This window comes from Nocardia nova NBRC 15556 (genome assembly GCF_001613005.1).
GTDB lineage: Bacteria > Actinomycetota > Actinomycetes > Mycobacteriales > Mycobacteriaceae > Nocardia > Nocardia nova.
In genome coordinates this window covers 119,255-141,423 of sequence record NZ_BDBN01000002.1, presented here as the reverse complement: position 1 = coordinate 141,423, position 22,169 = coordinate 119,255, and the positions used below count along the sequence as shown (strand labels likewise).

General features: G+C 67.3%; 21 protein-coding genes and 1 pseudogene. 14 read left to right on the top strand and 8 right to left on the bottom strand.

Translation table 11 applies throughout. The annotated features are described in order from the left end of the window. The first annotated feature begins 149 nt into the window (after window positions 1-149). The 4 genes from NN2_RS01725 to NN2_RS01710 are packed head-to-tail and all read left to right on the top strand — an operon-like array spanning window position 150 to window position 3,610. Window positions 150-1,403, top strand: coding sequence for a cytochrome P450 (locus NN2_RS01725; protein WP_063009889.1), 1,254 nt, complete (start codon window positions 150-152; stop codon window positions 1,401-1,403). Further along, complete coding sequence (locus NN2_RS01720) at window positions 1,400-2,197, top strand: enoyl-CoA hydratase/isomerase family protein (RefSeq protein ID WP_063009675.1); 798 nt, start codon at window positions 1,400-1,402, stop codon at window positions 2,195-2,197. The genes NN2_RS01725 and NN2_RS01720 overlap by 4 nt, the downstream gene beginning before the upstream one ends. 39 nt (window positions 2,198-2,236) lie before the next feature. After that, window positions 2,237-2,650: a Zn-ribbon domain-containing OB-fold protein gene (locus NN2_RS01715; RefSeq protein ID WP_063009673.1), complete on the top strand. Its 414-nt coding sequence runs from the start codon at window positions 2,237-2,239 to the stop codon at window positions 2,648-2,650. Between the two features lie 36 nt (window positions 2,651-2,686). Beyond that, the gene (locus tag NN2_RS01710) at window positions 2,687-3,610 is read left to right on the top strand and encodes an SDR family NAD(P)-dependent oxidoreductase (RefSeq protein ID WP_063009671.1); all 924 of its coding nucleotides are present in this window, start codon (window positions 2,687-2,689) and stop codon (window positions 3,608-3,610) included. Between the two features lie 88 nt (window positions 3,611-3,698). Here NN2_RS01710 and NN2_RS01705 read toward each other — a convergent pair whose 3' ends face one another. The 8 genes from NN2_RS01705 to NN2_RS01670 are packed head-to-tail and all read right to left on the bottom strand — an operon-like array spanning window position 3,699 to window position 11,379. Continuing rightward, complete coding sequence (locus NN2_RS01705; protein WP_063009669.1) at window positions 3,699-3,905, bottom strand: ferredoxin; 207 nt, start codon at window positions 3,903-3,905, stop codon at window positions 3,699-3,701. Beyond that, window positions 3,902-5,446: a class I adenylate-forming enzyme family protein gene (locus NN2_RS01700; RefSeq protein ID WP_245658499.1), complete on the bottom strand. Its 1,545-nt coding sequence runs from the start codon at window positions 5,444-5,446 to the stop codon at window positions 3,902-3,904. The genes NN2_RS01705 and NN2_RS01700 overlap by 4 nt, the downstream gene beginning before the upstream one ends. Next, window positions 5,443-6,594, bottom strand: a complete 1,152-nt coding sequence (locus NN2_RS01695; RefSeq protein WP_063009667.1) for an acetyl-CoA acetyltransferase — start codon at window positions 6,592-6,594, stop codon at window positions 5,443-5,445. Before NN2_RS01695 ends, NN2_RS01700 begins: the two co-directional genes overlap by 4 nt. Then, a complete protein-coding gene (locus NN2_RS01690) occupies window positions 6,591-7,634 on the bottom strand; it encodes an acyl-CoA dehydrogenase family protein (protein ID WP_063009665.1) in 1,044 nt (347 codons plus the stop codon). Before NN2_RS01690 ends, NN2_RS01695 begins: the two co-directional genes overlap by 4 nt. Window positions 7,635-7,651: 17 nt before the next feature. Then, entirely contained in the window at window positions 7,652-8,824 is a 1,173-nt protein-coding gene (locus NN2_RS01685; RefSeq protein ID WP_063009663.1) for an acyl-CoA dehydrogenase family protein, read from the bottom strand. Between the two features lie 55 nt (window positions 8,825-8,879). Then, window positions 8,880-9,668 carry an aldolase/citrate lyase family protein gene (locus tag NN2_RS01680; protein WP_104365641.1) on the bottom strand — a complete coding sequence of 263 codons (789 nt, stop codon included), beginning with the start codon at window positions 9,666-9,668 and terminating at the stop codon, window positions 8,880-8,882. Continuing rightward, complete coding sequence (gene hpaH / locus NN2_RS01675; protein WP_063009659.1) at window positions 9,668-10,483, bottom strand: 2-oxo-hept-4-ene-1,7-dioate hydratase; 816 nt, start codon at window positions 10,481-10,483, stop codon at window positions 9,668-9,670. Before hpaH ends, NN2_RS01680 begins: the two co-directional genes overlap by 1 nt. An 8-nt stretch (window positions 10,484-10,491) precedes the next feature. Beyond that, window positions 10,492-11,379, bottom strand: coding sequence for an alpha/beta fold hydrolase (locus NN2_RS01670; protein ID WP_063009657.1), 888 nt, complete (start codon window positions 11,377-11,379; stop codon window positions 10,492-10,494). A gap of 243 nt (window positions 11,380-11,622) precedes the next feature. Here NN2_RS01670 and NN2_RS01665 point away from each other — a divergent pair, with 243 nt between their 5' ends. The 10 genes and pseudogenes from NN2_RS01665 (at window position 11,623) to NN2_RS01625 (ending at window position 22,085) form a co-directional block, all read left to right on the top strand. Further along, complete coding sequence (locus NN2_RS01665) at window positions 11,623-11,898, top strand: hypothetical protein (protein ID WP_063009655.1); 276 nt, start codon at window positions 11,623-11,625, stop codon at window positions 11,896-11,898. A 32-nt stretch (window positions 11,899-11,930) separates the two neighbouring features. After that, a complete protein-coding gene (locus NN2_RS01660) occupies window positions 11,931-13,052 on the top strand; it encodes a thiolase family protein (protein ID WP_063009885.1) in 1,122 nt (373 codons plus the stop codon). Continuing rightward, window positions 13,049-13,531 carry a Zn-ribbon domain-containing OB-fold protein gene (locus NN2_RS01655; RefSeq protein WP_063009654.1) on the top strand — a complete coding sequence of 161 codons (483 nt, stop codon included), beginning with the start codon at window positions 13,049-13,051 and terminating at the stop codon, window positions 13,529-13,531. The genes NN2_RS01660 and NN2_RS01655 overlap by 4 nt, the downstream gene beginning before the upstream one ends. Continuing rightward, window positions 13,528-14,817, top strand: coding sequence for an aromatic ring-hydroxylating oxygenase subunit alpha (locus tag NN2_RS01650; RefSeq protein WP_082856635.1), 1,290 nt, complete (start codon window positions 13,528-13,530; stop codon window positions 14,815-14,817). The genes NN2_RS01655 and NN2_RS01650 overlap by 4 nt, the downstream gene beginning before the upstream one ends. A gap of 3 nt (window positions 14,818-14,820) precedes the next feature. Beyond that, window positions 14,821-15,339, top strand: a complete 519-nt coding sequence (locus NN2_RS01645; protein ID WP_063009652.1) for an aromatic-ring-hydroxylating dioxygenase subunit beta — start codon at window positions 14,821-14,823, stop codon at window positions 15,337-15,339. A 45-nt stretch (window positions 15,340-15,384) separates the two neighbouring features. After that, window positions 15,385-16,932: a class I adenylate-forming enzyme family protein gene (locus tag NN2_RS01640; protein WP_063009650.1), complete on the top strand. Its 1,548-nt coding sequence runs from the start codon at window positions 15,385-15,387 to the stop codon at window positions 16,930-16,932. A gap of 3 nt (window positions 16,933-16,935) precedes the next feature. Next, a pseudogene (locus tag NN2_RS38345) lies at window positions 16,936-18,384 on the top strand (class I adenylate-forming enzyme family protein); the annotation flags it as partial. 99 nt (window positions 18,385-18,483) lie between these two features. After that, window positions 18,484-19,332: an enoyl-CoA hydratase/isomerase family protein gene (locus NN2_RS38340; protein WP_372453251.1), complete on the top strand. Its 849-nt coding sequence runs from the start codon at window positions 18,484-18,486 to the stop codon at window positions 19,330-19,332. Between the two features lie 22 nt (window positions 19,333-19,354). Further along, the gene (locus NN2_RS01630) at window positions 19,355-20,845 is read left to right on the top strand and encodes an aldehyde dehydrogenase (RefSeq protein ID WP_063009645.1); all 1,491 of its coding nucleotides are present in this window, start codon (window positions 19,355-19,357) and stop codon (window positions 20,843-20,845) included. 37 nt (window positions 20,846-20,882) lie between these two features. Then, window positions 20,883-22,085: a thiolase family protein gene (locus NN2_RS01625; RefSeq protein ID WP_063009643.1), complete on the top strand. Its 1,203-nt coding sequence runs from the start codon at window positions 20,883-20,885 to the stop codon at window positions 22,083-22,085. The last annotated feature ends 84 nt before the right edge of the window (window positions 22,086-22,169 follow it).

Sequence of the window (22,169 nt, the reverse complement as noted above, 5' to 3'; positions counted from 1 at the left end):
ATGCCATTAGCTCGCAGAATGTCCAGGTAAACGCGGTTGCAAAATAGTGACACTAGTGCCAGAATCGGATGGCAATGGGGATTTCGGCCGCGTACCGGTACCGTCCGGGGGCCGCCGAAGATGTGACGACGACGAGCGAGGAACAGCCGATGATCGGAGCCGATGAGGCCGCGGACGTGCTGATCGATTTCGACTGGTGGCAACAGACCGGCCAGGCCGAACGAGACGCCCGGTTCGACGCGCTGCGCAGGGAGAATCCGCGGGCGTTCGTCCCGCTCGGCGGCGAGCCGGCCCGGAGTAAGGGTTTCTGGGCGTTGACCCGCCATGCCGACATACTCGAGGTGAGCCGCCGTCCCGAGGATTTCGCCTCGGGGGAGGGCACCCAGATTTTCGACCAGCCGCGCGCGTTGCGTGACTATCGCGGGTCGATCATCGATATGGACAATCCCGAACATTCCCGGGTCCGCAAGATCGTATCCCGCGGGTTCACCAACAAGAGCCTGGAATCGATTCGCGGGCTGGTCGAATCGACCACTCACGAAATCCTCGACGCGATGCCGGTCACGGGCGAATGCGATTTCGTCGACAATTTCGCGGCGCTGCTCCCGCTGCGGATCATCAGCACCATGCTCGGCATTCCGCAGGAGCACGAGGCCGATATCCTCGCGGCGACGAACACGATTCTGGGCGCCTCGGACGCGGAATACATCCCCGACCAGTCCGGCGCGGGTATCGCGGGTGCGGTCACCAAGGCCAGCGAACGGCTCATCGGGCTGCTGCAGAATCTGTCCGAGGAGCGGATAGCCGATCCGCGCGACGACGTCATCAGTATGCTGGTCGCCGCGAAGGAGGGCGACAACCTGACTCCACAGGAGATGGCGAAGTTCTTCATCCTGCTGGTCGGCGCCGGTAATGAGACCACGCGCAACGCTCTGACGCACGGGGTGTACGCCCTGAGTCGCCACCCGGATCAGCGCGATGCCTGGCTCGCCGACTACCGTGCATCGGCGCCCACCGCGATCGAGGAAATCCTGCGCTGGGCGAGTCCGGTGATCCACATGCGCCGCACGGTGACCCATGACGGCGTCAAACTCGGTGATCAGGTGTTCTCTCGAGGCGAGAAGGTTGTGCTCTGGTACACCTCGGCCAATCGCGATGAGGCCGTTTTCGAGGATCCCTACGTTTTCGATATCTCTCGCAATCCGAACCCGCACTTGGCATTCGGTGCGCCGGGGCCGCACTTCTGCCTGGGCGCGCATCTTGCGCGGCTCGAGCTGAATATCGCGTTCGAGGCACTGTATTCGCGTTTTCCCGACCTCGAGGCCGTCGGCGAGCCGACACTGCTGCGGTCGAATTTCGTGAACGGCATCAAACATCTGACTGTGAGGTACACGCACCGATGACCGATGCCCTCCTGCAGAAGATCGACGGCGGGATTCTCACGATCACGCTCAATCGGCCCGAGGCGGCCAATGCCATCCGGCCCGACGATCGCGACGCCTTGATCGAACTGTTCGCCGCGGCGGACGCCGACCCCGACATCCGGGTGGTCGTCCTGCGGGCTAACGGCAAACATTTCTGCTCCGGCGCGGACGTGGTGAAGTTGGCGGACGGTCACGTGAAGAACGTCAAACGGGTCACCGATCCGATGCGGCGCATCATGACCGGTGCGCAGCGCCTGATCGCCGCGGTATTGGATTGCGGAAAGCCGGTGGTCAGCGTGGTGCACGGCGCCGCCGCCGGCATCGGCGCCCACCTGGCCTACGCCTCGGACCTGGTGATCGCGACCGAGGCGGCCTACTTCAGCGAGTCGTTCGTCAAACGCGGGCTCGTGGTCGACGGCGGCGGTGCCTATCTGTTACCTCGGCTGATCGGCATGCAGCGCGCGAAGGAATTGGTGTTCTTCGGTGACAAGCTCCGGGCCTCGGAAGCCCTCGGTCTCGGTGTGGTGAACCGGGTTGTGGCCGAGGAGGATCTGGAATTGGTACTCACCGAACTGACCGGCCGGCTCGCGACCGCCCCGACCAGCTCGATCGCATTGACGAAACGATTGTTCAACGGCTCTCTCGACGGTGATCGTGCGGCCGCATTTCTCGCCGAGGCGATGGCGCAGGAGATCCAGTCGTATTCGGCCGATGCCAAAGAGGGCGTGCGCTCGTTCGTCGAACGCAGGCCCGCCGAATATCGCGGTTGGTGATATGCGCCGAACATCCGTGCAGTCAGATCAGGAGGATCGATAGTGGCCGGCCGTGCCGATATTCCCGTCGTCGAAGGAAACAGCGCGCAGTATTGGGATGGCGCGCGCGACCGGAAACTGCTGATCGCGAAATGCCAGGACTGTGGACGCGTCCATCATTACCCGCGGGTGTCCTGTCCGTTCTGCTGGAGCGAATCGGTCACCGCGGTCGAAGCCAAGGGCACCGGGTCGGTCTATTCGTTCTCCACGGTGTACGTCAACGACCTCGAGCCGTTCGCGGCGCGGTTGCCGTATATCGCCGCCCTCGTCGAGTTGGACGAGGGTCCGCGGGTGGTGACCAATATCGAGGGGATCGCGCCCGCCGATGTGCGTATCGGCATGCCGGTGCGGGCCGTATTCCGCGAAATCGTCGACCCGGCCTACGCGGTCGTGTTCACGCCGATCGAGGCATGACGACCATTATCGAACAATGAGGAGAGGATCGCCCAGATGAGCGGATTGCTCGACGGAAAGGTCGCGTTGGTGACCGGAGCCGGACACGGCATTGGGCGCGGGCACGCCCTGGAATTGGCCAAACACGGCGCCACGGTGATTATCAACGATCTGGGAACGTCGGTTTCCGGTGAGGGAACAGGCAAGGTGGCCGACGAGGTCGTACGCCTGATCGAGGACCGGGGTGGCAAGGCGATCTCCGATTTCAGCGATGTCGGCGATGAAGAACAGATCGATCTGCTCGTCGAGCGCGCGTATTCCCAGCTCGGCCGGCTCGATATCGTGGTCAACAATGCCGGTATCGTTCGCGACCGCGCGATCTGGAATATGAGTGCCGACGACTTCGACTCGGTGATGCGAGTTCATGTGCGCGGCACCTGGCTCACCAGCCGGGCAGCGGCGCGCAAGTGGCGGGAGGAATCGAAGTCGACCGGCGCGAAGGTGTACGGCCGCATCATCAATACGACCTCGGGCGCGGGGTTGCACGGACACTTCGGCCAGACCAACTACAGTGCCGCCAAGGCGGCCATCGTGGGCCTCACCCAGACGCTGAGTCTCGAGCTCGCCTCGATCGGCGCCACGGTCAACGCGATCAGCCCCGGCGGCCGCACTCGCATGTCGGCGACGATGTCCGGGGCCGCGGCGCCGATCGAGCCGGGGGAACTCGGCGAGGACGAATTCGATCCCAAGGACCCGTCGCTGGGCTCGCCGGTGGTCGCGTGGCTGGCGAGTCCCGAGGCCGCCCACGTCAGCGGGCAGGTCGTGCGGGCGCTGGGTGACACCATCCAGCTGATGCGCGGCTGGACCTCGGCGGCGTCGGTGTCCAGTGGCGGAAAGCGCTGGGACACAAATAAACTCGGCGTCGTCCTGGGGACCGACATCTTCGGCACCCGGGCTCCCGGCCTGCGCCTGGGCGGCTAGCGGAAATACGCCGATAACGACCGAAGGCCGGGACGCGGCTGGTGTAGACACCAGCTACCGCGTCCCGGCCTTCGGCCGTTGTGGCGGATCAGTCCTCGCGCCACCGGATGGCGCTCATCGGGCAGGCCGTGCGCCCGGAGTCGGCTTCGTCGACGAGTTCGGGCGCGACCTCGAAGTCGGCACGCAGGGCGAAGCCGTCGTCGTCGAGTTCGTAGAGCCGCGGCGCGACGGCGGCGCACTGACCGTGTCCTTCGCACTGGTCGAGAGCAATGTGAATGCGCTGGTGGATGCTCATGGTGCCTTCCTTCTCGGCGGGGGCGGATTGTCGGCGGCCAGCTGCCGCAGGCGATGGCGGTCGAGTTTGGACATCGCGGTGCGCGGCAGGTCGCCGACCACGATCAGATGGTCGGGCGCCTTGTAGTCGGCCAGCCTGGCCTTGGCCCAATCCCGAAGTTCGGCAAGGGAAATCGGTGCGTCCGGATCCTCCGGGACGATGAATGCCACCCCGATCTCGCCGATCACCTCGGCCGCGAGGCCCACCACGGCCGCGGCGCGGACGCGGGGATGTTCGGCCAGGACCTGTTCGACCTCGACCGGGTGAACGTTGAACCCACCGCGGATGTACATATCCCCGGATCGACCGGCCAGGACCAGATTCCCGACGGCGTCGAAGCGTCCCAGATCGCCGCTGATCAGGTAGCCCTGCTCGTCGAACGCGGCCGCGGTGAGTTCGGGGTCGTTCCAGTACCCGCGCATCGAACAACCACTCTTGATGCGTACCCGGCCGATCTGTCCGGCCGGTAGCGCCGCTCCGCCGGCATCGGTGATCGCGACCTCGACGCCGGTCTGCGGCCGCCCGACGGTGCGGTACAACACTTCTGGAGGGTCACCGGGCTCGGTCCCGCAGATCGTCGGCGATTCGGTCATCGCATACCGTACTACCAGCGGCGCTCCGATGCGTTCAGTCGTCTGCCGGACCAGCGCCGGTGAAGCCGGTGCGGTCGCGACCACACCGATGCGCAGGTGCGGCAGTGACTGTGGCGTGAGCGCGGGCAGTTCCAGCAATTTCGCCCACTGTGTCGGCACCGCGCCCGCGACGGTGATCCGTTCCGTGCGAAGGACGTCGAACATCGCCGCGGCCGACCAGGGCACCGGCGCGATCACCAGGGTGATGCCCCAGACCAGTTGGTCCCACAGTTTGGACATATATCCGACGTGCGCGAAGGGCGTGGAGGTCAGGCGCCGGTCATAGGGTGCGCTCATCGCGCCGGCCGCCTGTGCCGAGGCGGCCAGATTGTTCGCGTCGAACCAGGCACCTTTCGGCAATCCTGTTGTGCCACTGCTGAAGACGATCGACACCGGGGCATCGCGGCCGATCGTCCGCGATGGTGTGGCGGCGTGCCGCAGCAGTTCGCGGGTCAGCTCCGAGGCGGCGAGTTCGGGGATGTCGCGACCCGTCGCGGGCATGGTGGCGGCGCGTACGACCAGGACCGGATCCGCCTGCCGCAGTGCGGCATCGATCTCACGAGGCCCCAGGCGCGGATTCAATCCGGTGGTGACGGCGCCGAGCATCGCCGTGGCGGCGTAGCACACCGCGTAGTCGATCCCGGAGGGCAGCATCAGCGCGACCACATCGCCGCGCCCGACGCCGTGTGAGGACAGCTGGCGGGCCACGGCGCGGGCGCGCGCGACCCAGTCCGCGAAGCTGATGCGGGTGCCGTCGGCCTCGACGTAGGCGTCGCGGAATCCGTGCACGAGCGCCGCCGCCTCCAGCAATTCGACGGTATCGGCGAAGTCGCCGGCGTCCAGCGGCGCGAGGATCTCGGCGGCGGTCACGGTTTGTTCGCCCCCAGCAACACCGTCCCGCTGGAACAGAACCAGCCACCGGTGCCGCTCACGCAGGCGATCTCGGCGCCGGGTACCTGGCGGGGCCCGGCCGCACCGCGCAGCTGGCGGGTCGCCTCGACCAGCAGGAACAGCCCGCGTTGGCCCGGATGACACGCGGACAGGCCGCCGCCGTCGGTGTTGGTGGGCAGGGCGCCGCCCAGGCGCAGCGCGCCGCTCTCGGCGAAAGCGCCGCCCTCGCCCTTACCGCAGAATCCGAGATCTTCGAGGGTGAGCAGCAGCATGTAGGTGAACGCGTCGTACAGCTCGGCGACGTCGACATCGGCCGGTGTCAGGCCCGCGCGCCGGAACGCGAGCGGACCGGTGACCGCGGCCGGGCCGATGGTCATATCCTCCCACTGGCTGGTCAGCATGTGAGAGGTCGCCTCGGCCGAGCCGAGTACCCAGACCGGATCCGATTTCAGGTCCGGTACGCGGTCCTCGGCGACCAGGATGGCGGCCGCGCCGCCGTCGGAGCGGATGCAGCAGTGCAGTTTGGTGAACGGATCCGCGATCATCGGCCCGGACAGCACGTCCTCGACGGAGATCGGGTCGCGGTAGTACGCCTCCGGATTGTCGGCGGCGTTGAATCGCGCCGACACCGCCACCTCGGCGAGCTGCTCGATGGTGGTGCCGTACTGGAACATGTGCCGCCGCGCCGCCATGGCATATTTGGACACCAGCGTGTGCCCGTAGGGTGCGTCCCATTGCAGCGGTCCCCGCGCGCCCCAGTTGATATTGGCGGTGCGCAACCCCTTTCGCAGATCCGCACGGGCGGTGGAACCATAGGTCAGCAGCACCACGTCGGCGTGACCGGCGGCGATGGCGTCGGCCGCATGCGAGACCATCACCTCCCAGGAGGCGCCGCCGACCGAGGTCGAATCGATCCAGCGCGGCCGCAAGCCGAGATATTCGCCCACGTCGGTGGGCGGCAGCATTCCCTGGCCGGTGGAGCCGAGGCCGTCGATGTCCTGCGGTGTCAGTCCGGTTTCGGCGAGTGCGCGCGCGCTGGCTTGAGCCATCAGTTCGTAGGCGTTCTTGTCCTCCACCCGGCCTACATCCGACAGGGCGACACCGGCGATGGCGACCTTGCGGTTCATGCGGCGACACCGTCCTGGGCGAGGTCCTGGGCGAGCAGTTCCGCCAGTACCTCCGACGGTTCGGCGAACAGGTGCCGGTAGACGTGCGCGCGTTCGAGGTACAGGTGCGCGTTGTGCTCGTAGGTGTAACCCATGCCGCCGTGGACGTGAATTCCATTGGCGCCGTTGTCGATTGCCGCGTTCGCGGCGACCGTGCGGGCCGCCAGCGCCTGCGTCGGGGCATCGTGCCGGTGCGAGGCCAGGCACACCGCCGCGAAACAGACCTGGGTGAAGGCGGCCTCGGTGCGCACGGCCATATCGGAGCACATGTGCTTGATCGCCTGGTTGACGCCGATCGGCCGGCCGAACTGAATCCGGGTCTTGGCATGTTCGGTGGCCAGCGCCGCCGCGCCGTCGGCCAGGCCCGCGAGGAAGGCCGACGACAGCACCACCGCGCGCAGCCAGGTCGAATCGGCCCGTTCGGGCAGCCAGTGTGTCACCTCACCCGCGGTGACGGTGGCGGTGGCGAGCCGGGTCCCGGGGTCGACGCAGTCCAGGACGGTCGTCTCGCCGAACTGCTCGGCCGCGACCAGCGCCGACCCGTGCCGGGTGACCAGCAGCAGATGGCTGCACCCTGCGGTATCGATGAGGTCGAAGGTGCCCTTGAATCCGCCCGACGTGACCGATCCGTCGCCCCGCAACTGGGCCGTGCCCACCCGAGCCTGCCCGCTCGCGATGCGCCGGCACAGCTGTTCGTCGCCGGAGAACGCGGCGATCCGGGCGCCGAGAGTGGAGGCCAGGAACGGGCCGGTGGCCAGGTGCCGGCCCAGCTCGACGAACAGCAGTGCCTCATCGTCGAAGGACTGGCCCGCCCCACCGTATTCCTCGGCCAGGCCCAGGCTCAGGAATCCGAGTTCGGCCCCTTCGGTCCATACCGAGGTATCGACCGCGGAGTCGGCGTCCGCGCGGCGGCGAATTTCCTCGATGGGCATCCGTGTCTGCAGGAAATCCGTTGCGGCAGCGACGAGTTCGAGTTGCTCGGCTGCTGGTAGAAGGTTCATGACTGGCTGCTTTCTGGTTACCGCGGCAGGCCGAGCACGCGCTCGCCGATGATGTTGCGCTGAATTTCGGAGGTGCCGCCGCCGATGGCCTGGGAGAACGAGTAGAAGTAGTTGCCGACCCAGCCGTGGCGGTCCCAGCGCGAGGTGCGCCGCAGCGCGTCCGGGCCGACGATGTCCATGGCCAGCGCGCCGACCTGTTTGGCGAGGTCGCCGTAGAAGAGTTTGAGCATCGATCCCTTCGGTCCGGGCGTCTCGGTCTGCATGGCCCGGCAGATGCCGGCATAGGTCATGGCCCGCAGCGAGGTGACCGAGGCGCGGGCGGTGGCGAGGCGGCGGGCGATCTCGTCGTCGAGGATCGCCGGCCGCTTACCGTCGGGCCCGACGTGATCGCGCGCGAATTCGATCAGATCCTCGACGACCTTGGCCAGGCGCACCTGATTGGCGGTGAAAGCGGTGCCGCGCTCGAACGACAGCGTCGACATGGCCACGCTCCAGCCGTCCCCGACCTCACCGACCACATTCGAGACCGGGATGCGCACATTGTCGTAGAACACCTCGCAGAAGTCGGCGCCGCCCTCGATCGTCTCGATGGCGCGGATCTCGATGCCCGGACTGTGCATATCGCAGATCAGCCACGTGATGCCCTGGTGTTTGGATCCCGAGGCATCGGTGCGTACGAGCAGTTCCTGATAGTCGGCGCAGGCGGCGAAGCTGGTCCAGATCTTCTGGCCGTTGACCACGAACTCATCGCCGTCGAGTACCGCCCTGGTACGCAACGCCGCCAGGTCCGAACCCGCGTCGGGCTCGGAGAATCCCTGGCACCACACGACCTCGCCGCGCAGAATCTTGGGCAGATGGAACTGCTTGTGTTCCTGGGCGGCGCGGGTGATCAGGGTGGGACCCGCGTGGCTGAGGCCGACGAAGTTGGCGTCGATGCCGGGCAGTCCCGCCGCGGCGTACTCCTCGTACCAGATGAGCTGTTGCAGCAGCGTCAGGCCGCCGCCACCGTATTCGCGGGGCCAGGCGATTCCGGCCCAGCCGCCGTCCCACTGGGTGCGCTGCCAGGCCAGATCGAATTCCCGGATGCCCGCGTGATCGCGGGGCCGCGGCTCGGTGGGCTTGTGCTCGCGCAGCCACGTGCGGACCTCCTCACGGAACTCCAGTTGTTCCTTCGTGAAGTCCAAATCCATCGGTAGCCCTTTCCTCGTTGCCGGTCCGGCACGTCCAGGATAAGTGACATGACTGTCAGATGTTGTGCGGGGTCGGAAATTGGATGTCGTTCCGGTAGGCCTGCGCCAAGGCCTCGGCACCACGTGCGAGCAGTGTCACGTCGGCGCCGACGAGAACGAACGACGCGCCGGCGGCGATGTATCGCCGGGCGGTGGCTGGATCGAACGCGTTCACGCCGGCGGCCACGCCCGCACCGTGAAGGGTCCGCAAAGCCTCCTCGATTACCTCAACGACCGGCGGCGCCTGTGGTTTGCCCAGATAGCCCAGCGAGGCCGCGAGATCGGCCGGGCCGATGAAGACCGCATCGACGCCCTCGACCCCGGCAATCTTGTCCAGTTCGGCCAGACCCGCCGCGGACTCGATCTGAACGGTGACCGAAATCGAGCTGTCCGCAGTGGTCAGATAGTCAGAAATGCGATTCCAACGGGAGGCGCGGGCGAAAGCGCTGCCGACCCCGCGAATACCGGCGGGCGGGTAGCGGGTCGCCGCGACCACCGCCTGCGCGGCCGCGGCCGACTCGATCATAGGCACCACCAGATCGGTGACCCCGAGATCGAGCAGCTGCTTGATCAACACCGGATCGGCCGACGGCGGGCGGACCAGCACCTCGACCGGATAGCCCGAGACCGCTTGCAGCTGGCTCAATGTGGAGCGCAGATCGTTGGGCGCGTGCTCCTGGTCGATGAGCAGCCAGTCCAGTCCGGCCCCGGCGCAGATCTCGGCCGAATACGGGCTGGCGCCCACCACCCACATGCCGATCTGGGTCCGTCCTGTGGTCAGGGCCTGCCGCCAGCGATTGCGAATCATGGTGCGGGCCTTTCGAATGCGCACGACACCGTGCCGAGCGGGCCGAAATCGGCGACGAAACTGTCACCGGGTTCGGCGAAGACCGGCGTGGTGAAGGAACCGGACAGGATCACCTCGCCCGCGTGCAACACCTCCCCGAAGGGTGCGAGCCGGTTCGCCAGCCACGCGACACCGTTGCCCGGATGATTGAGCACTGCCGCCGCCACACCGGACTCCTCGATGGTTCCATTGCGCAGCAGCAGCGCCGCGATCCAGCGCAGGTCGGTATCCAGCGGGCGGATCACCCGTCCGCCCAGGACGAGCCCCGCGTCGGCGGCATTGTCGGCGATGGTGTCGACGATGGTGCGGGTTCGCCCGGTATCGGGATCGCTCATCTGCACCCGGGCATCGAGGATTTCCAGTGCGGGAGTGACGAATTCGGTGGCCCGCAGCACGTCGAACAGCGTGACGCCGGGGCCGGCGAGCTGCTCGCCGAGCACGAACGCCAATTCGACCTCGATACGAGGACGGATGAACCGGCCCGCCGGCACCACCGCACCGTCATCGAAGAACATGTCGTCGAACAGCACGCCGTAATCGGGTTCGGAGATCGACACCGCGCGCTGCATCACCTTGGAGGTCAGCCCGATCTTGCGTCCCCGGACGCCGCGCCCCGCGGCCGTCTCCAGGTCGATGAGGGCGCGCTGCACCGCATAGGCGTCCTCGATCGTCATATCGGGATGGACGAGCGAGGGCTGGCGAATCGGCACCCTGGTGCGCGCGGCCTCATGCAGCTGCCGGGCGAGATCGGCGACGGAATCAGGTTCGAGCATCCTGTTCGTCACTTCCCGAGAAATTCCAGTGCCGCCCGGTTGAAGGTCTCCGGATCCTCGAAGTGTGGCCAGTGCCGCACATCGGGCATCTCGAAGATCTGCGAGTCGGGGATCAGCTCGGCGATCCTGCGGGCGGTGTCCTGATAGACCCCGTGATCGCGGCCGGAGGCGACGATCATCGCCGGCGCCGCGATCGCGGCCCACTGCTGCGGTGTGATCAGATTGCGGTCGCGCGCGGCGGGGTCCTGCAGGATCAGCAGCCGATCGATCGTCTCCCGGGTGTCGGTGCGCTGGTAGATGGCGCGGCGCAAGGCGATCAGATCGGGAATTCGATTGTGGTCCTCGGCAATCAGATGTTCGAAGACCTTGTGGATCGACTCCCAGCTCGGATCCTCGACCGCCTTGGTCCGCTCGGCGCGGATACGGGCCATATTGGATTCGGAGGCTTCGAAACCGGCCGGTGACATCAGGATCAATTTGCCGACCCGCCCGGGATGGGCGACGGCGGTCGCGGAGGCGACCCAGGCCCCCAGCGACATCCCGATCAGATGTGCGCTGTCCATGCCGAAGTGGTCCATGACGCTCACGATCTGGCGCACGTAGACCGCGATTTCGTAGTCGTAGTCGGGCTTGTCGGAGAAGCCGTTGCCGACCATGTCGATCGCCACGCAGTGGTACTGCGAGCTCAGTGCGGCCAGATTCGGCGCGAAGGTCTCCCAGTGCCCGCCGGTGCCGTGCAGCAGGATCGCGTGCGGTTTGTCGGGGGAGCCGGCCTCGGCTGTCCGGGTGCGCACCCCGCCGATGTCGAGGAATGCCTGGCGGAAGTCGAGTTCGCGCAGGTAGCCCCAGATGCTGCGGTAGTCCTGCGTGCTGGAAATGGTCGGTGTCTGCGTCATGCGAGCCCTCCGTCGGTGCTGCGGTAAGCGCCTAATCTGTCCATAGTGTTCATCTTCTTATCGTCCTACGTCAATGCCTCTGAGCTGCGCGCATCTGGAAGGTTGCGATATCGGCAGGCGATCTGGCGTCTCTTGTTTCTGACAGTCGTATACGCTAATACTTGAAGTGGCCGCCGGGCGAATGGGCGGCGGAGACCGGCGCCGTCCGGTACCGGACCAGCAACGATCGGGTTATCGAGGAACATGTCTGCAGCAGAGGAAGGCCGCACCATCCGGCGGCGGGAGTTGGCGGTACTGGCCAACGAGTTCGCTGCCGCCCGGATCTCCCTGGATAGCAGCGGCAACGGACCGCGCCTGCTCGTGGAGGATCTGGACAGCGGGGCGCGGATCTTCCTGTCGCCGTTGGAACTGGCCTGCTTCTGCCTGGCCACCAGCGAAGACCGTGACAACTGGCTGCGGGTGGGCACCTATCGCGACGAGCGCTCGCCGCACCGCGCGCCGGTGGGGGATTCGCGGTGAGCGCGCCGAGCGTCGCCATCTCCGGTCTGGGCATGACCGAGATGTCGGTGCGGCCCGGCGGGACCCCGCTGCAGCTGGCCGTCGAGGCCACCGGCGCGGCGATCGCCGATGCCGGCATCGAACACCGCGATGTCGACGGCGTCCTGGTCGGTTCCTCGCAGGGTGTGCGCCCAGACCGCTTGGGCGTGGGCTTCGCCGCCCAAGCCGGATTCGGCGATCTGCGCCTGCTCGAGCACGTCGAGATCAAGGGTGCCACGACCATCGCCATGGTGCAGCGCGCGCAACTGGCGATCGAGACGGGTGCGGCCACCACCGTGCTCTGCGTCTTCGCCGACGCACCGCTGGTCGCGGGCAAGGGCGCCGGATCGGCCTATGCGCACAGCGGTGGGAATGCCGGGCCCCGCGGTCTGGAACGCGCCTCCGGTGTCCTGGGATCGGTGCCGACCTACGCCCTGCTGGCCCGGCGCTGGCTGCACACCACCCACTCCTCGGAGGCCGATCTGTGCCGGGTGGTGACGACCGCGCGCGGCTGGGCGCTCGGCAATCCGGCCGCGGTCGTGCGAACCCCTCTCGACGAGCAGGGCTACTACGACAGTCCGATGGTGTCGGACCCGCTGCGGCGGCTGGACTGTGCCCGGCCGGTGAACGGCGCGGTCGCGGTGATCGTCAGCGCGGATCCGGCGGTCGGCGCGGACGGGCGGCTCATCGTGCGCGGCATCGGACGCCACCATCCGATCCGTCGCCGCCGCGCGGGACGTGAGTCCTGGTTCGGCGGCGGTCGGCGCGCCGTCGACGACGCGCTCGAGCAATCGGGGATGTCGCGCGGCGACCTCGATATCGCCGAGCTCTACGACCCGTTCTCCGTTGTCACCCTGATCCTGCTCGACGAATATCGGCTCACCGGCGCACAGCCCGTGTCCGAGTTCGTCCGAGCCGGAGGTATCGGTCCCGGCGGAGCGCTGCCGACCAATACCGGCGGCGGCCAGTTGTCCGGTTTCTATCTGCAGGGGATGACCCCGCTGGCCGAGGCGATCGTGCAGTTGCGCGGCGCGGGCGGCGATCGGCAGGTGCCCGATGCCGTGACTGCCCTCGTGGGCGGAATCGGCGGCCGGGTCGACCATCACGCGGCATTGATCTTGGAGCGTGCGGCATGACCACGGCACTCGGACTCGACTGGCTGCTCGATCCCAGCCTGGCGCCGGACGCGGGGGACGCCCTGCTCGAGCCGTTCTACACCGCGGCCTCCTACGATCAGCTCGCATTGCCCTTCTGTGCCGACTGCGGCATCCCGAAAGACCTCGATCAGCACATCTGCGATGACTGCGGATCGGCCCGAACATCGTGGCGCACAGTCGAATCGAGCGGAACCGTGCACTCGGTCACGGTGATGCACCGGCTGGAGCCGGGACTGGTCCGCACCGACGCGCCCTACCCCATCCTCGACGTCGAACTGGCCAGCGGGCACCGGTTGATCATGACCACCCGCGACCACACCGACGTCGCCTTCGGCATCGGCGACCCGGTCGCCATCGGATTCCGCCGGCTCGGCGGCGTCGCCATTCCGGCCGCCGTCCCACTGCCGGCGCCGGCCCACGAATCCACCGCTCACCCCATTTCGGAGGAACCCTCATGACCACACTCGAACCGGCCGCGGTGACGGCGGACTTCGACGTCTCGACGGTCGTACGACACGATCGAGTGCACGGGTCGGTGTACACCTCACCCGAGATATTCCAGCGGGAGCTGGACACGATCTTCCGCCGCGGCTGGGTGTACGTGGCGCACGAGAGCGAGGTCAGCGAGCCGGGCGACTATCTGACTCGCCGGATCGGCACCGATCCGGTGGTCGTGGTGCACGGCCGCGACGGCGAGATCCGGGTGCTGCTGAATCGGTGCACGCATCGGGCCAACAAACTGTGCAATGCCGAAAAGGGCAGTGCCTCCTCGTTCCGTTGCCCCTATCACGGCTGGACCTTCAGCAACACCGGGGCGCTGAGTGCGGTTCCGATGCGGGAGGGCTACGGTGAGACCTTCCGGCAGGTCCGTTCCGAACTGGGGCTCGCGGCGGTGCCGCGGGTCGAAAGCTACCGCGGATTCATCTTCGCTTCCCTTGCCGCCGAGGGTATTTCGCTGACCGAACATCTCGGCCGGGCGACCACCGCGATCGACCGCCTGCTGGCGTTGTCGCCGACCGGCACGATCGACCTGCGTGCCAACTGGATGAAGCACCATCACCGGGCCAACTGGAAGATGGTGGTGGAGAACAACGTCGACGGCTATCACGCCCTGTTCACCCACGCCTCGGTCTACGACGCGATCCGCCCGGCCAAGGTGTCCCACATTCCCACCAAGGTCGACGTCGTGGTCCGCGATATGGGCAACGGCCATTCCGAGATCGACTATTCGGCCGAATACCGCAAGCTCGACGAGGAATTCGTCTGGTACGGCCGGATTCCGCGCGCCAAGCTGCCGAAATACATCGCCGACCTGGAATCGGCCTACGGCGCCGAGAAGACCCACGACTCGCTGGTGGTCGGGCCGCCGCACACGCTGATCTGGCCGAATCTGTTCCTCGCCGAGATGAACATCATGTACGTCGAGCCGATCGCGCCCGACGAGACGGTCGCCTACACGACCGCCGCGCTGTTCCCGGGCCAGCAGGAGATGAATCAGCGCATGCTCCGGCGCGCGGAGGGCGCGATGGGGCCGTCCGGATTCCTGATCGCCGACGACGGCGAAATCGGCATGCGCAACCAGGCCGGGCTCGCCGCCCGCAAGCCGGACTGGCTGGTGCTGGCCCGCGGCATCGAAACCGATACCGAGGACGAAACCGGAATCGTCAACAGCGACAAGAGCGCCGAGACCCCGCAGCGCGGTTTCTACCGGCAGTGGGCGGCCGTCGTCGGACAGGAGATCTAGGACATGACCACCGCGCAGGCTTCCGCCGACACCTCGATCGCGGCCCCGCAACCGTTGCGCGTGCCCGATCCGGACATCGAGGCGTTCCTCTATCTGGAGGCGCGCCTGGCTGATGAGGCCCGTTATTCCGAGTGGGAAGCGCTGTGGGCCGACGACGCGCTCTACTGGGTCCCGATGCGTCCGGAGGACGATCCGGCGGTCAATCTGGCCTATATCCACGACAACCGTCGCCGCATCAAAAGTCGTGTGGCGCAGTTGAACACCGGCCATCGGCATTCGCAGACACCGCCCTCGGTGATGCGCCGCATGCTCGCCAATATGGAGGTCACCGACGAATCGGATGGCGTGGTGACGGTCGCGTCGAATTTCGCGCTGTTCGAATACCGCTACACCCAGCGAATCTGGGCCGGTCGCGTCGTGCATCGCATCCGACGGACCGAGGAGGGCCTGCGACTGGTCGCCAAGACGGTCCACCTGGTCAACGCCGCGGGCCCGGTCGAAACCTTGGCCTTTCTTATCTAGTGCTCCGACGTAACCGGCTGAGCCACAACACATTTGCGAGGAAAAGTGCTCGTAGGCGATATCCCTACCAACAACGCCCGCCGGTATCCGGACAAGGCCGCGGTCATCGAATCCGATTGCATGCGTACGTGGTCGCAGGTCGACGACCGCGCGCGGCGACTGGCGAACCATCTGCGCGCGCAGGGACTGGTCACCGGTGACCGAGTCCTGGTCATTGCCCGCAACTGCGCCGAATGGCCGGAGATCGTCTTCGCGATCGCCAAGGCCGGACTCGTCGTGGTTCCGGTCAATGTCCGGCTAGCGCCCGACGAACTCGCCTACTTGCGCGACGACTGCTCGGCGCGGGCGGCGGTGATCCACACCGACCAGGTGGAGCGCTTCGGCGCCGAACTCGACGATCTCGATACCGTGCTCGAGATCGGGTCGGCGGGTGCGAGCGGGCACCCGGACTACGAGACCACGCTGGCGCAGGCCGCGCCCACCGATCCCGCGCCCGCGGACCTGCACCCCGACGCCATCGTCAACATCCTTTACACCAGCGGTACGACGGGGCGCGCCAAGGGCGTGGTGAACACTCACCGCAACCTGCTGGCCCAGGCGATCGACACCACGCTGGTCACCGAGAGCAACCGGTCGGACGTCTTTCTGGCGACCACGCCGTTCTTCACCGCCGGGGGCAGTGTGCGCACCCTGTCGTGGACCTATCTGGGCCAGACGATGGTGATCCACCGCAAGTTCGACCCGCAGGCCGTCATCGACGAAATCGAACGCAGCCGGGTCACGTTCACGACCTTCATCCCGACCATGCTGCAGCGCACCCTGCGCATCCTCGAGGAAGGCCCGGCCCGTGACATGTCGAGCCTGCGGCGGATCAGCTACGGATCGGCACCGGTGCCGCCCGGGCTGGCGCGCAAGGCCATGGATCTGCTCGGCTGCGATCTGCAGCAGCGCTACGGCCTCACCGAATGTGGCGGGCAGGCAACGATTTTCACTCCGCAGGACCACCGCGACATGGTGGCGGGCAAGACCTCGATCCTGACCTCCTGCGGTCAGGAGACGCCGATGTGCTCGATCCGCATCGTCGATGCCGACGGCAACGAGCTGCCCGCCGGGGAGATCGGTGAGATCGTGATCCGCAGCGACGCCAACGCCATCGGGTATTGGAACCGGCCGGAGCAGACCGCCGAGACTTTCCGGCCCACCGGTCTGTGGTCGGGCGATCTCGGATATCTGGATTCCGAACGCTACCTGCACATCACGGGACGCAAGACCGATATGATCATCTCCGGCGGCTTCAACGTCTACCCCGCTGAGATCGAGCGGGTGATCGGCGAACATCCCGGTGTCGAACTGGTCGCCGTGGTGGGTGTACCCGATCCGGAATGGGGGGAGACACCGGTCGCGGCGGTCATCGCCCGCGACGGATTCGATCCGGACGGACTGACCGCCGAACTGAAGGCGTTGTGCCGGTCCGAATTGGCCGGATACAAACAGCCCCGCCGCTTCGTCTACCGGTCGGAATTCCCCCTCGGCCCGGCGGGCAAGATTCTCAAACGCCGGATCGCCGAAGATCTTCGAGTCGTGGCGGAGTAGGTCATGGAAACAACAGCATCCCCGCCACTCGCGGCCGAGGCGATCGGCGAGCTCGTGCGCCGGCGCGCCGCCGCCACACCCCAGGCGCCCCTGCTCGTCGACGAGGACCGGCGCCGCTTCACCGCGGGGCAGTTCGGCGACCTCGTCTCCTCCTATGCCGAGACTCTGCGCCGGGCCGGTGTTCGGGCCGGCGACGTGGTGTCCTGGCAGCTGCCGAATACGGTGGAGGCGATGGCGCTGTCGATGGCGCTCGCCCAGCTCGCGGCGGTGCAGAATCCGCTGATCATGATGTTGCGGGCCGAGGAGGTCGCGCATATCACCGGCCGCCTGCACAGCCGATTGCTCATCGTCACAGAGGTTTTCGCGGCCGAGGCGTTCGCCGCCGCGCTCGGGTCCGAGGAGCAGGCGCCGGCGATCCACGTATTGTCCGCCGATCCCGCCGGCGGTGCGCTGCCGGCGCTGCCGCCGCGGCCACCGGCCGATTTCGGCGCCGAGGTGCGGTGGATCTTCTACACCTCGGGTACCACGGGAGTTCCCAAGGGCGTCAAGCATACCGACCGCACGCTGCTGGCCGCGGCCGATACGTTCATCGCCAATGTCGGCCCGCGACCGGAGGACCGGTGTGCGGCGCTGGCACCGTTCGCCCATATCGGCGGCGTGGCCCATTTGCTGCACGCGCTGATCATCGGGCATGTGCTGGTGGTCGGGGCGCGGAAATTCGTTCCCGAACGGCTGGCGGATCTGCTCATCGACGAGAAGGTCACGCTCGTCGGATCCGGCCTGCCGTTCACCAACGAATATCTGCGGATCGCACGCGAACGCGGTGTGGCCCCGCTGTTCCCGAAGTCGCGCGCGACGCTCGCCGGTGGGTCGCCCCGCCCGCGCGATCAGCACGAACAGGCCCGCGAACTGCTCGGCGGTGTCGGCGTCATCTCCGGGTACGGAATGACCGAATGTCCCTACATCACGTGGGGCTCGCCGTCGGATACCGATGAACAGCACGCCGTCGCCGAGGGCCGGCCGGGCCCCGGCGGGTCGGTGCGGATCGTGCGCGCCGACGAGACCGCCGCCGCGGTCGGTGAGATCGGCGAGATCAGGGTGCGCGGGCCCCAATTGTTCTGCGGCTACGTCGATTCCACCCGCGACGCGGAGGCGCTCGACGCCGACGGCTACTTCCGCACCGGCGATCTGGGATATCTGGACTCCGACGGCTGCCTGGCCGTGACCGGCCGGCTCAAGGACATCATCGTCCGCAAGATGGAGAACATCCCCGCCCGAGAGGTCGAGGAGGCGCTGATCGCGGATCCCGCGATCGCCGACGTGTGCGTCATCGGCTTGCCCGACACCGGGTCCGGGGAACGGGTGTGCGCGGTCGTGGTGCCCCGCGATGCGAGCGCGCCGCCGACTCTGGAGTCGGTGCGCGTCTTTCTCAGCGGCACGTCGCTGAACAAGCGCAAATACCCCGAACAGGTCGAGATCGTGACCGAGCTGCCGCGCAATTCCCTCGGCAAGATCGCCAAACCCGCACTGCGCGAAAGGTTTTCCGACACGATGCCGGCGAGCGACACGAGACCCGCGACGGCTGCGACGCCGGGAAACCGGCAGACCCCCCAGGGTGCGGTCGCCGAATCGTTCACCACGATCGAGTTCGAGGTCAGCGGCCATGTCGCGACCGTCACGCTGAACCGCCCACACCGCCTCAACAGCTTCGACCAGGTGATGGCCGAGGAGATGGCGCGGGTGTGGCAGCGGGTGCGCGACGACGACGGTATTCGCGTGGCGATCCTGCAGGCCAACGGTGAGCGCGCCTTCTGCACCGGTATCGATCTCGAGGGCGGCGCGTGGTGGAAGCACAAAAGCCGGTGGAATCAGGAGGATCCCGGGGTGTCGCTGGGACCGCGCCAGCATCGGGTGTGGAAGCCGGTGATCTGCGCGGTGCACGGTATGGCCGCCGGTGGCGCGATGTACTTCATCAACGAATGCGACATCGTGATCTGCTCCTCGGAGGCCACCTTCTTCGATCCGCACGCCAACGGCGGCATGGTCTCGGCCCTCGAGCCGATCGGCATGCTGGCGCGCGGGATTCCGCTCGGCGAGGTGCTGCGCTGGGCGCTGCTGGGTAGCGACGAACGGATGACGGCCGAGACGGCGTTGCGGTCCGGCATCGTCACGGAGATCGTCGAAACAGGGCACTTGCGTTCGCGCGCAAGGCAACTCGCGGAGGAGATCGCCGCGCGGCGGCCGGAGGCGATCCAGGGGACGGTGCGCGCCATCTGGGAAGCGCTGGAGATGAACCCGTCGATCGCGCTGCGAAACGGCCTGTCCTACACCCAGATCGGAAATCCGGGCGACGGGCGCACCGACTCGCGCGTCAACAAGCGCACCCCGCGTCTGCGCTGAACCGAGGAATCAGGAGACCGTCGTGACCAGCACCGGAACAGACAAGATCAGCAGTTTGCCGCTCGTGATCGGAGGCGTCGAAGGCGGCGCCGAATCCGGGCGCAGCTATGAATCCCTCGACCCCTACACCGGCTCGCCGTGGATTCGGGTCCCCGACTGCGGGCCCGAAGATGTGGACCGTGCGGTGCGTGCCGCGCGGGCCGCATTGGAGGGGCCGTGGGGGGCGTTGTCCGGCGCCGCGCGCGGGAAACTGCTGTGGCGCTTGGCCGATCTCATCGAGCGCGAGGCCGACCGGCTGGCCGAACTCGAGGTGCGCGACGGCGGAAAACTGTTGCGCGAGATGTCCGGGCAGATGCGGTCGCTGCCCGACTACTACCGCTTCTACGCCGGCCTGGCCGACAAGGTGCAGGGCGAGGTCATCCCGACCGACAAGCCGGACTACTTCGTCTACACCCGGCACGAACCGGTCGGCGTGGTCGGCGCGATCACCCCGTGGAATTCGCCGCTGCTGCTGCTGACCTGGAAGCTGGCGGCCGGGCTCGCGGCGGGCTGCACCTTCGTGATCAAGCCGAGCGACTACACCCCGGCCTCTACTCTGGCCTTCGCGCGGCTGTTCGACGAGGCCGGATTCCCGCCGGGAGTCGTAAATGTGGTGACCGGGTGGGGGCCCGAAACCGGTGCGGCACTGGCCGCTCACCCCGGAGTGGACAAGATCGCCTTCACCGGCTCGACCGCCACCGGGGTCAAGGTCGGGCAGGCCGCGATCGCGAACATGACCCGGGTCAGCCTCGAATTGGGCGGCAAATCCGCACAACTGGTATTCCCGGACGCCGACCTGGACGCGGCCGCCAACGGCATCGTCGCGGGGATCTTCGCCGCCACCGGGCAGACGTGCCTGGCCGGCTCCCGGCTGCTGGTGCACGAGAGCGTGGCCGCCGAGCTGGTCGGCAAACTCGTCGCCCGCGCCGAGCGGATCGTGCTGGGCGATCCGCGCGACCCCGCCACCGAGATGGGGCCGGTGTCCAATGAGCCGCAGTACCGGAAGGTGTTGTCCTACTTCGACAGTGCGCGCGCCGAGGGGGCCACGGTCGCCAGCGGCGGTACGCCGGTCCCCGAACTCGGCGGCTACTTCGTGCGGCCGACCATCCTGACCGATGTCACGCCGCGGATGAGTGTGGTCGCCGAGGAGATCTTCGGTCCGGTCCTCGCGGTGGCCACCTTCGCCGACGAGGCCGAGGCCGTCGCGGCGGCCAACGGCACCCGATTCGGTCTGGCGGGATCGGTCTGGACCAAGGATGTGCATCGTGCGCACCGCGTCGCGGCGGCCCTGCGAGCCGGCACGGTCTGGGTCAACGCCTATCGCGCGGTCGCCCCGAGCGTGCCCTTCGGTGGTATCGGCGAGAGCGGCATCGGCCGCGAGAACGGGATCGACGCCGTCAAGGACTTCACCGAGACGAAGGCCGTCTGGGTGGAACTCAGCGGCCGGACCCGTGATCCGTTCACCCTCGGCTGAGCACAAGCAACTTCTCCAACTAGAAGGACGATCAACAGTGACAGATTCGAACAAGATCGAGGCCGTCATCGTCGCCGGTGTGCGCACCCCGATCGGGACCTCGTTCAAGGGCACGCTGCGTGACACCACCGCGATGGAACTGGCCGAGACCGTCGTCAAGGAGGCGCTGCGGCGCTCCACCCTGGCTCCGGAGCAGGTCGACGACATCATCCTGGCGGAGTCCAACTACGGCGGCGGCGATATCGCTCGCCATGCGGCGGTGACCGCGGGTTTGCCGCAGGTGCCCGGACAGGCGGTGAACCGTCACTGCGCGGGCAGCCTCACCGCCATCGGCAACGCCGCCGCGCAGATCGTCGCGGGCGCCGAGCGGGTGATCATCGCCGGTGGCACGAATTCGCAGTCCACGGCGCCGCTGCAGCAATTCCGCACTCCCGGGACCACCGACGAGTTCACCGGCCAGTGGATGCCGCCCTCGCACCCGGACACCGCTGAGGCGCCGAATCAGGACATGTCCATTACGGTCGGCTGGAACACCGCCAAAGCCGTGGGCATCACCCGCGAGGAAATGGACGCCTGGGCGCTGCGTTCACATCAGCGTGCGGTCAAGGCCATCGATTCCGGGGTCTTCGATGACGAGATCGTGCCGGTGCAGGCATTGCAGGCCGACGGCTCGCGCATCGAATTCGCCGTCGACGAGCATCCACGCCGCGACACCAGTCTGGAGAAACTGTCGAGCCTGAAGGTGCTGCACCCGGAGATCGAGGGTTTCTCGGTTACCGCGGGCACTGCCAGCGGGATCAACGACGCCGCCGCCGCGGTGGTTGTCACCAGCGCCGAGGTGGCGAAGGCACAGGGCGTCGAGGTGCTGGCGACGGTGCGGGCGTGGGCGTCCACCGCGATCGACCCGGCCGATACCGGACTGGCTGTGCTGGATGTGATCCCGAAGGTGCTCGAGCGGGGCCGGATCGCCGCATCCGATGTGGCGCTGTGGGAGATCAACGAGGCATTCGCCTCCGTGCCGGTGGCCGCCTGCAAGAAACTCGGCATAGATGACGAACTCGTCAACACTGCGGGCAGTGGGTGCAGCCTCGGCCATCCGGTCGCCGCGAGCGGTGCCCGCATGGTCGTCACCCTGATGTACGAGCTGCGGCGTCGCGGTGGCGGATACGGCGTGGCGGCAATGTGTGCGGGCGGTGGTCAGGCCGGGGCGGTACTGATCGAGGTGCCGAAGGTGTCGTGATTGTCCCGCTGATTGACATTTTTGTCAGATATGGTGGGTGAACCCGTCGCCGGGTGCGTGCGCCCGAACGGGGCGGTCGGCTCG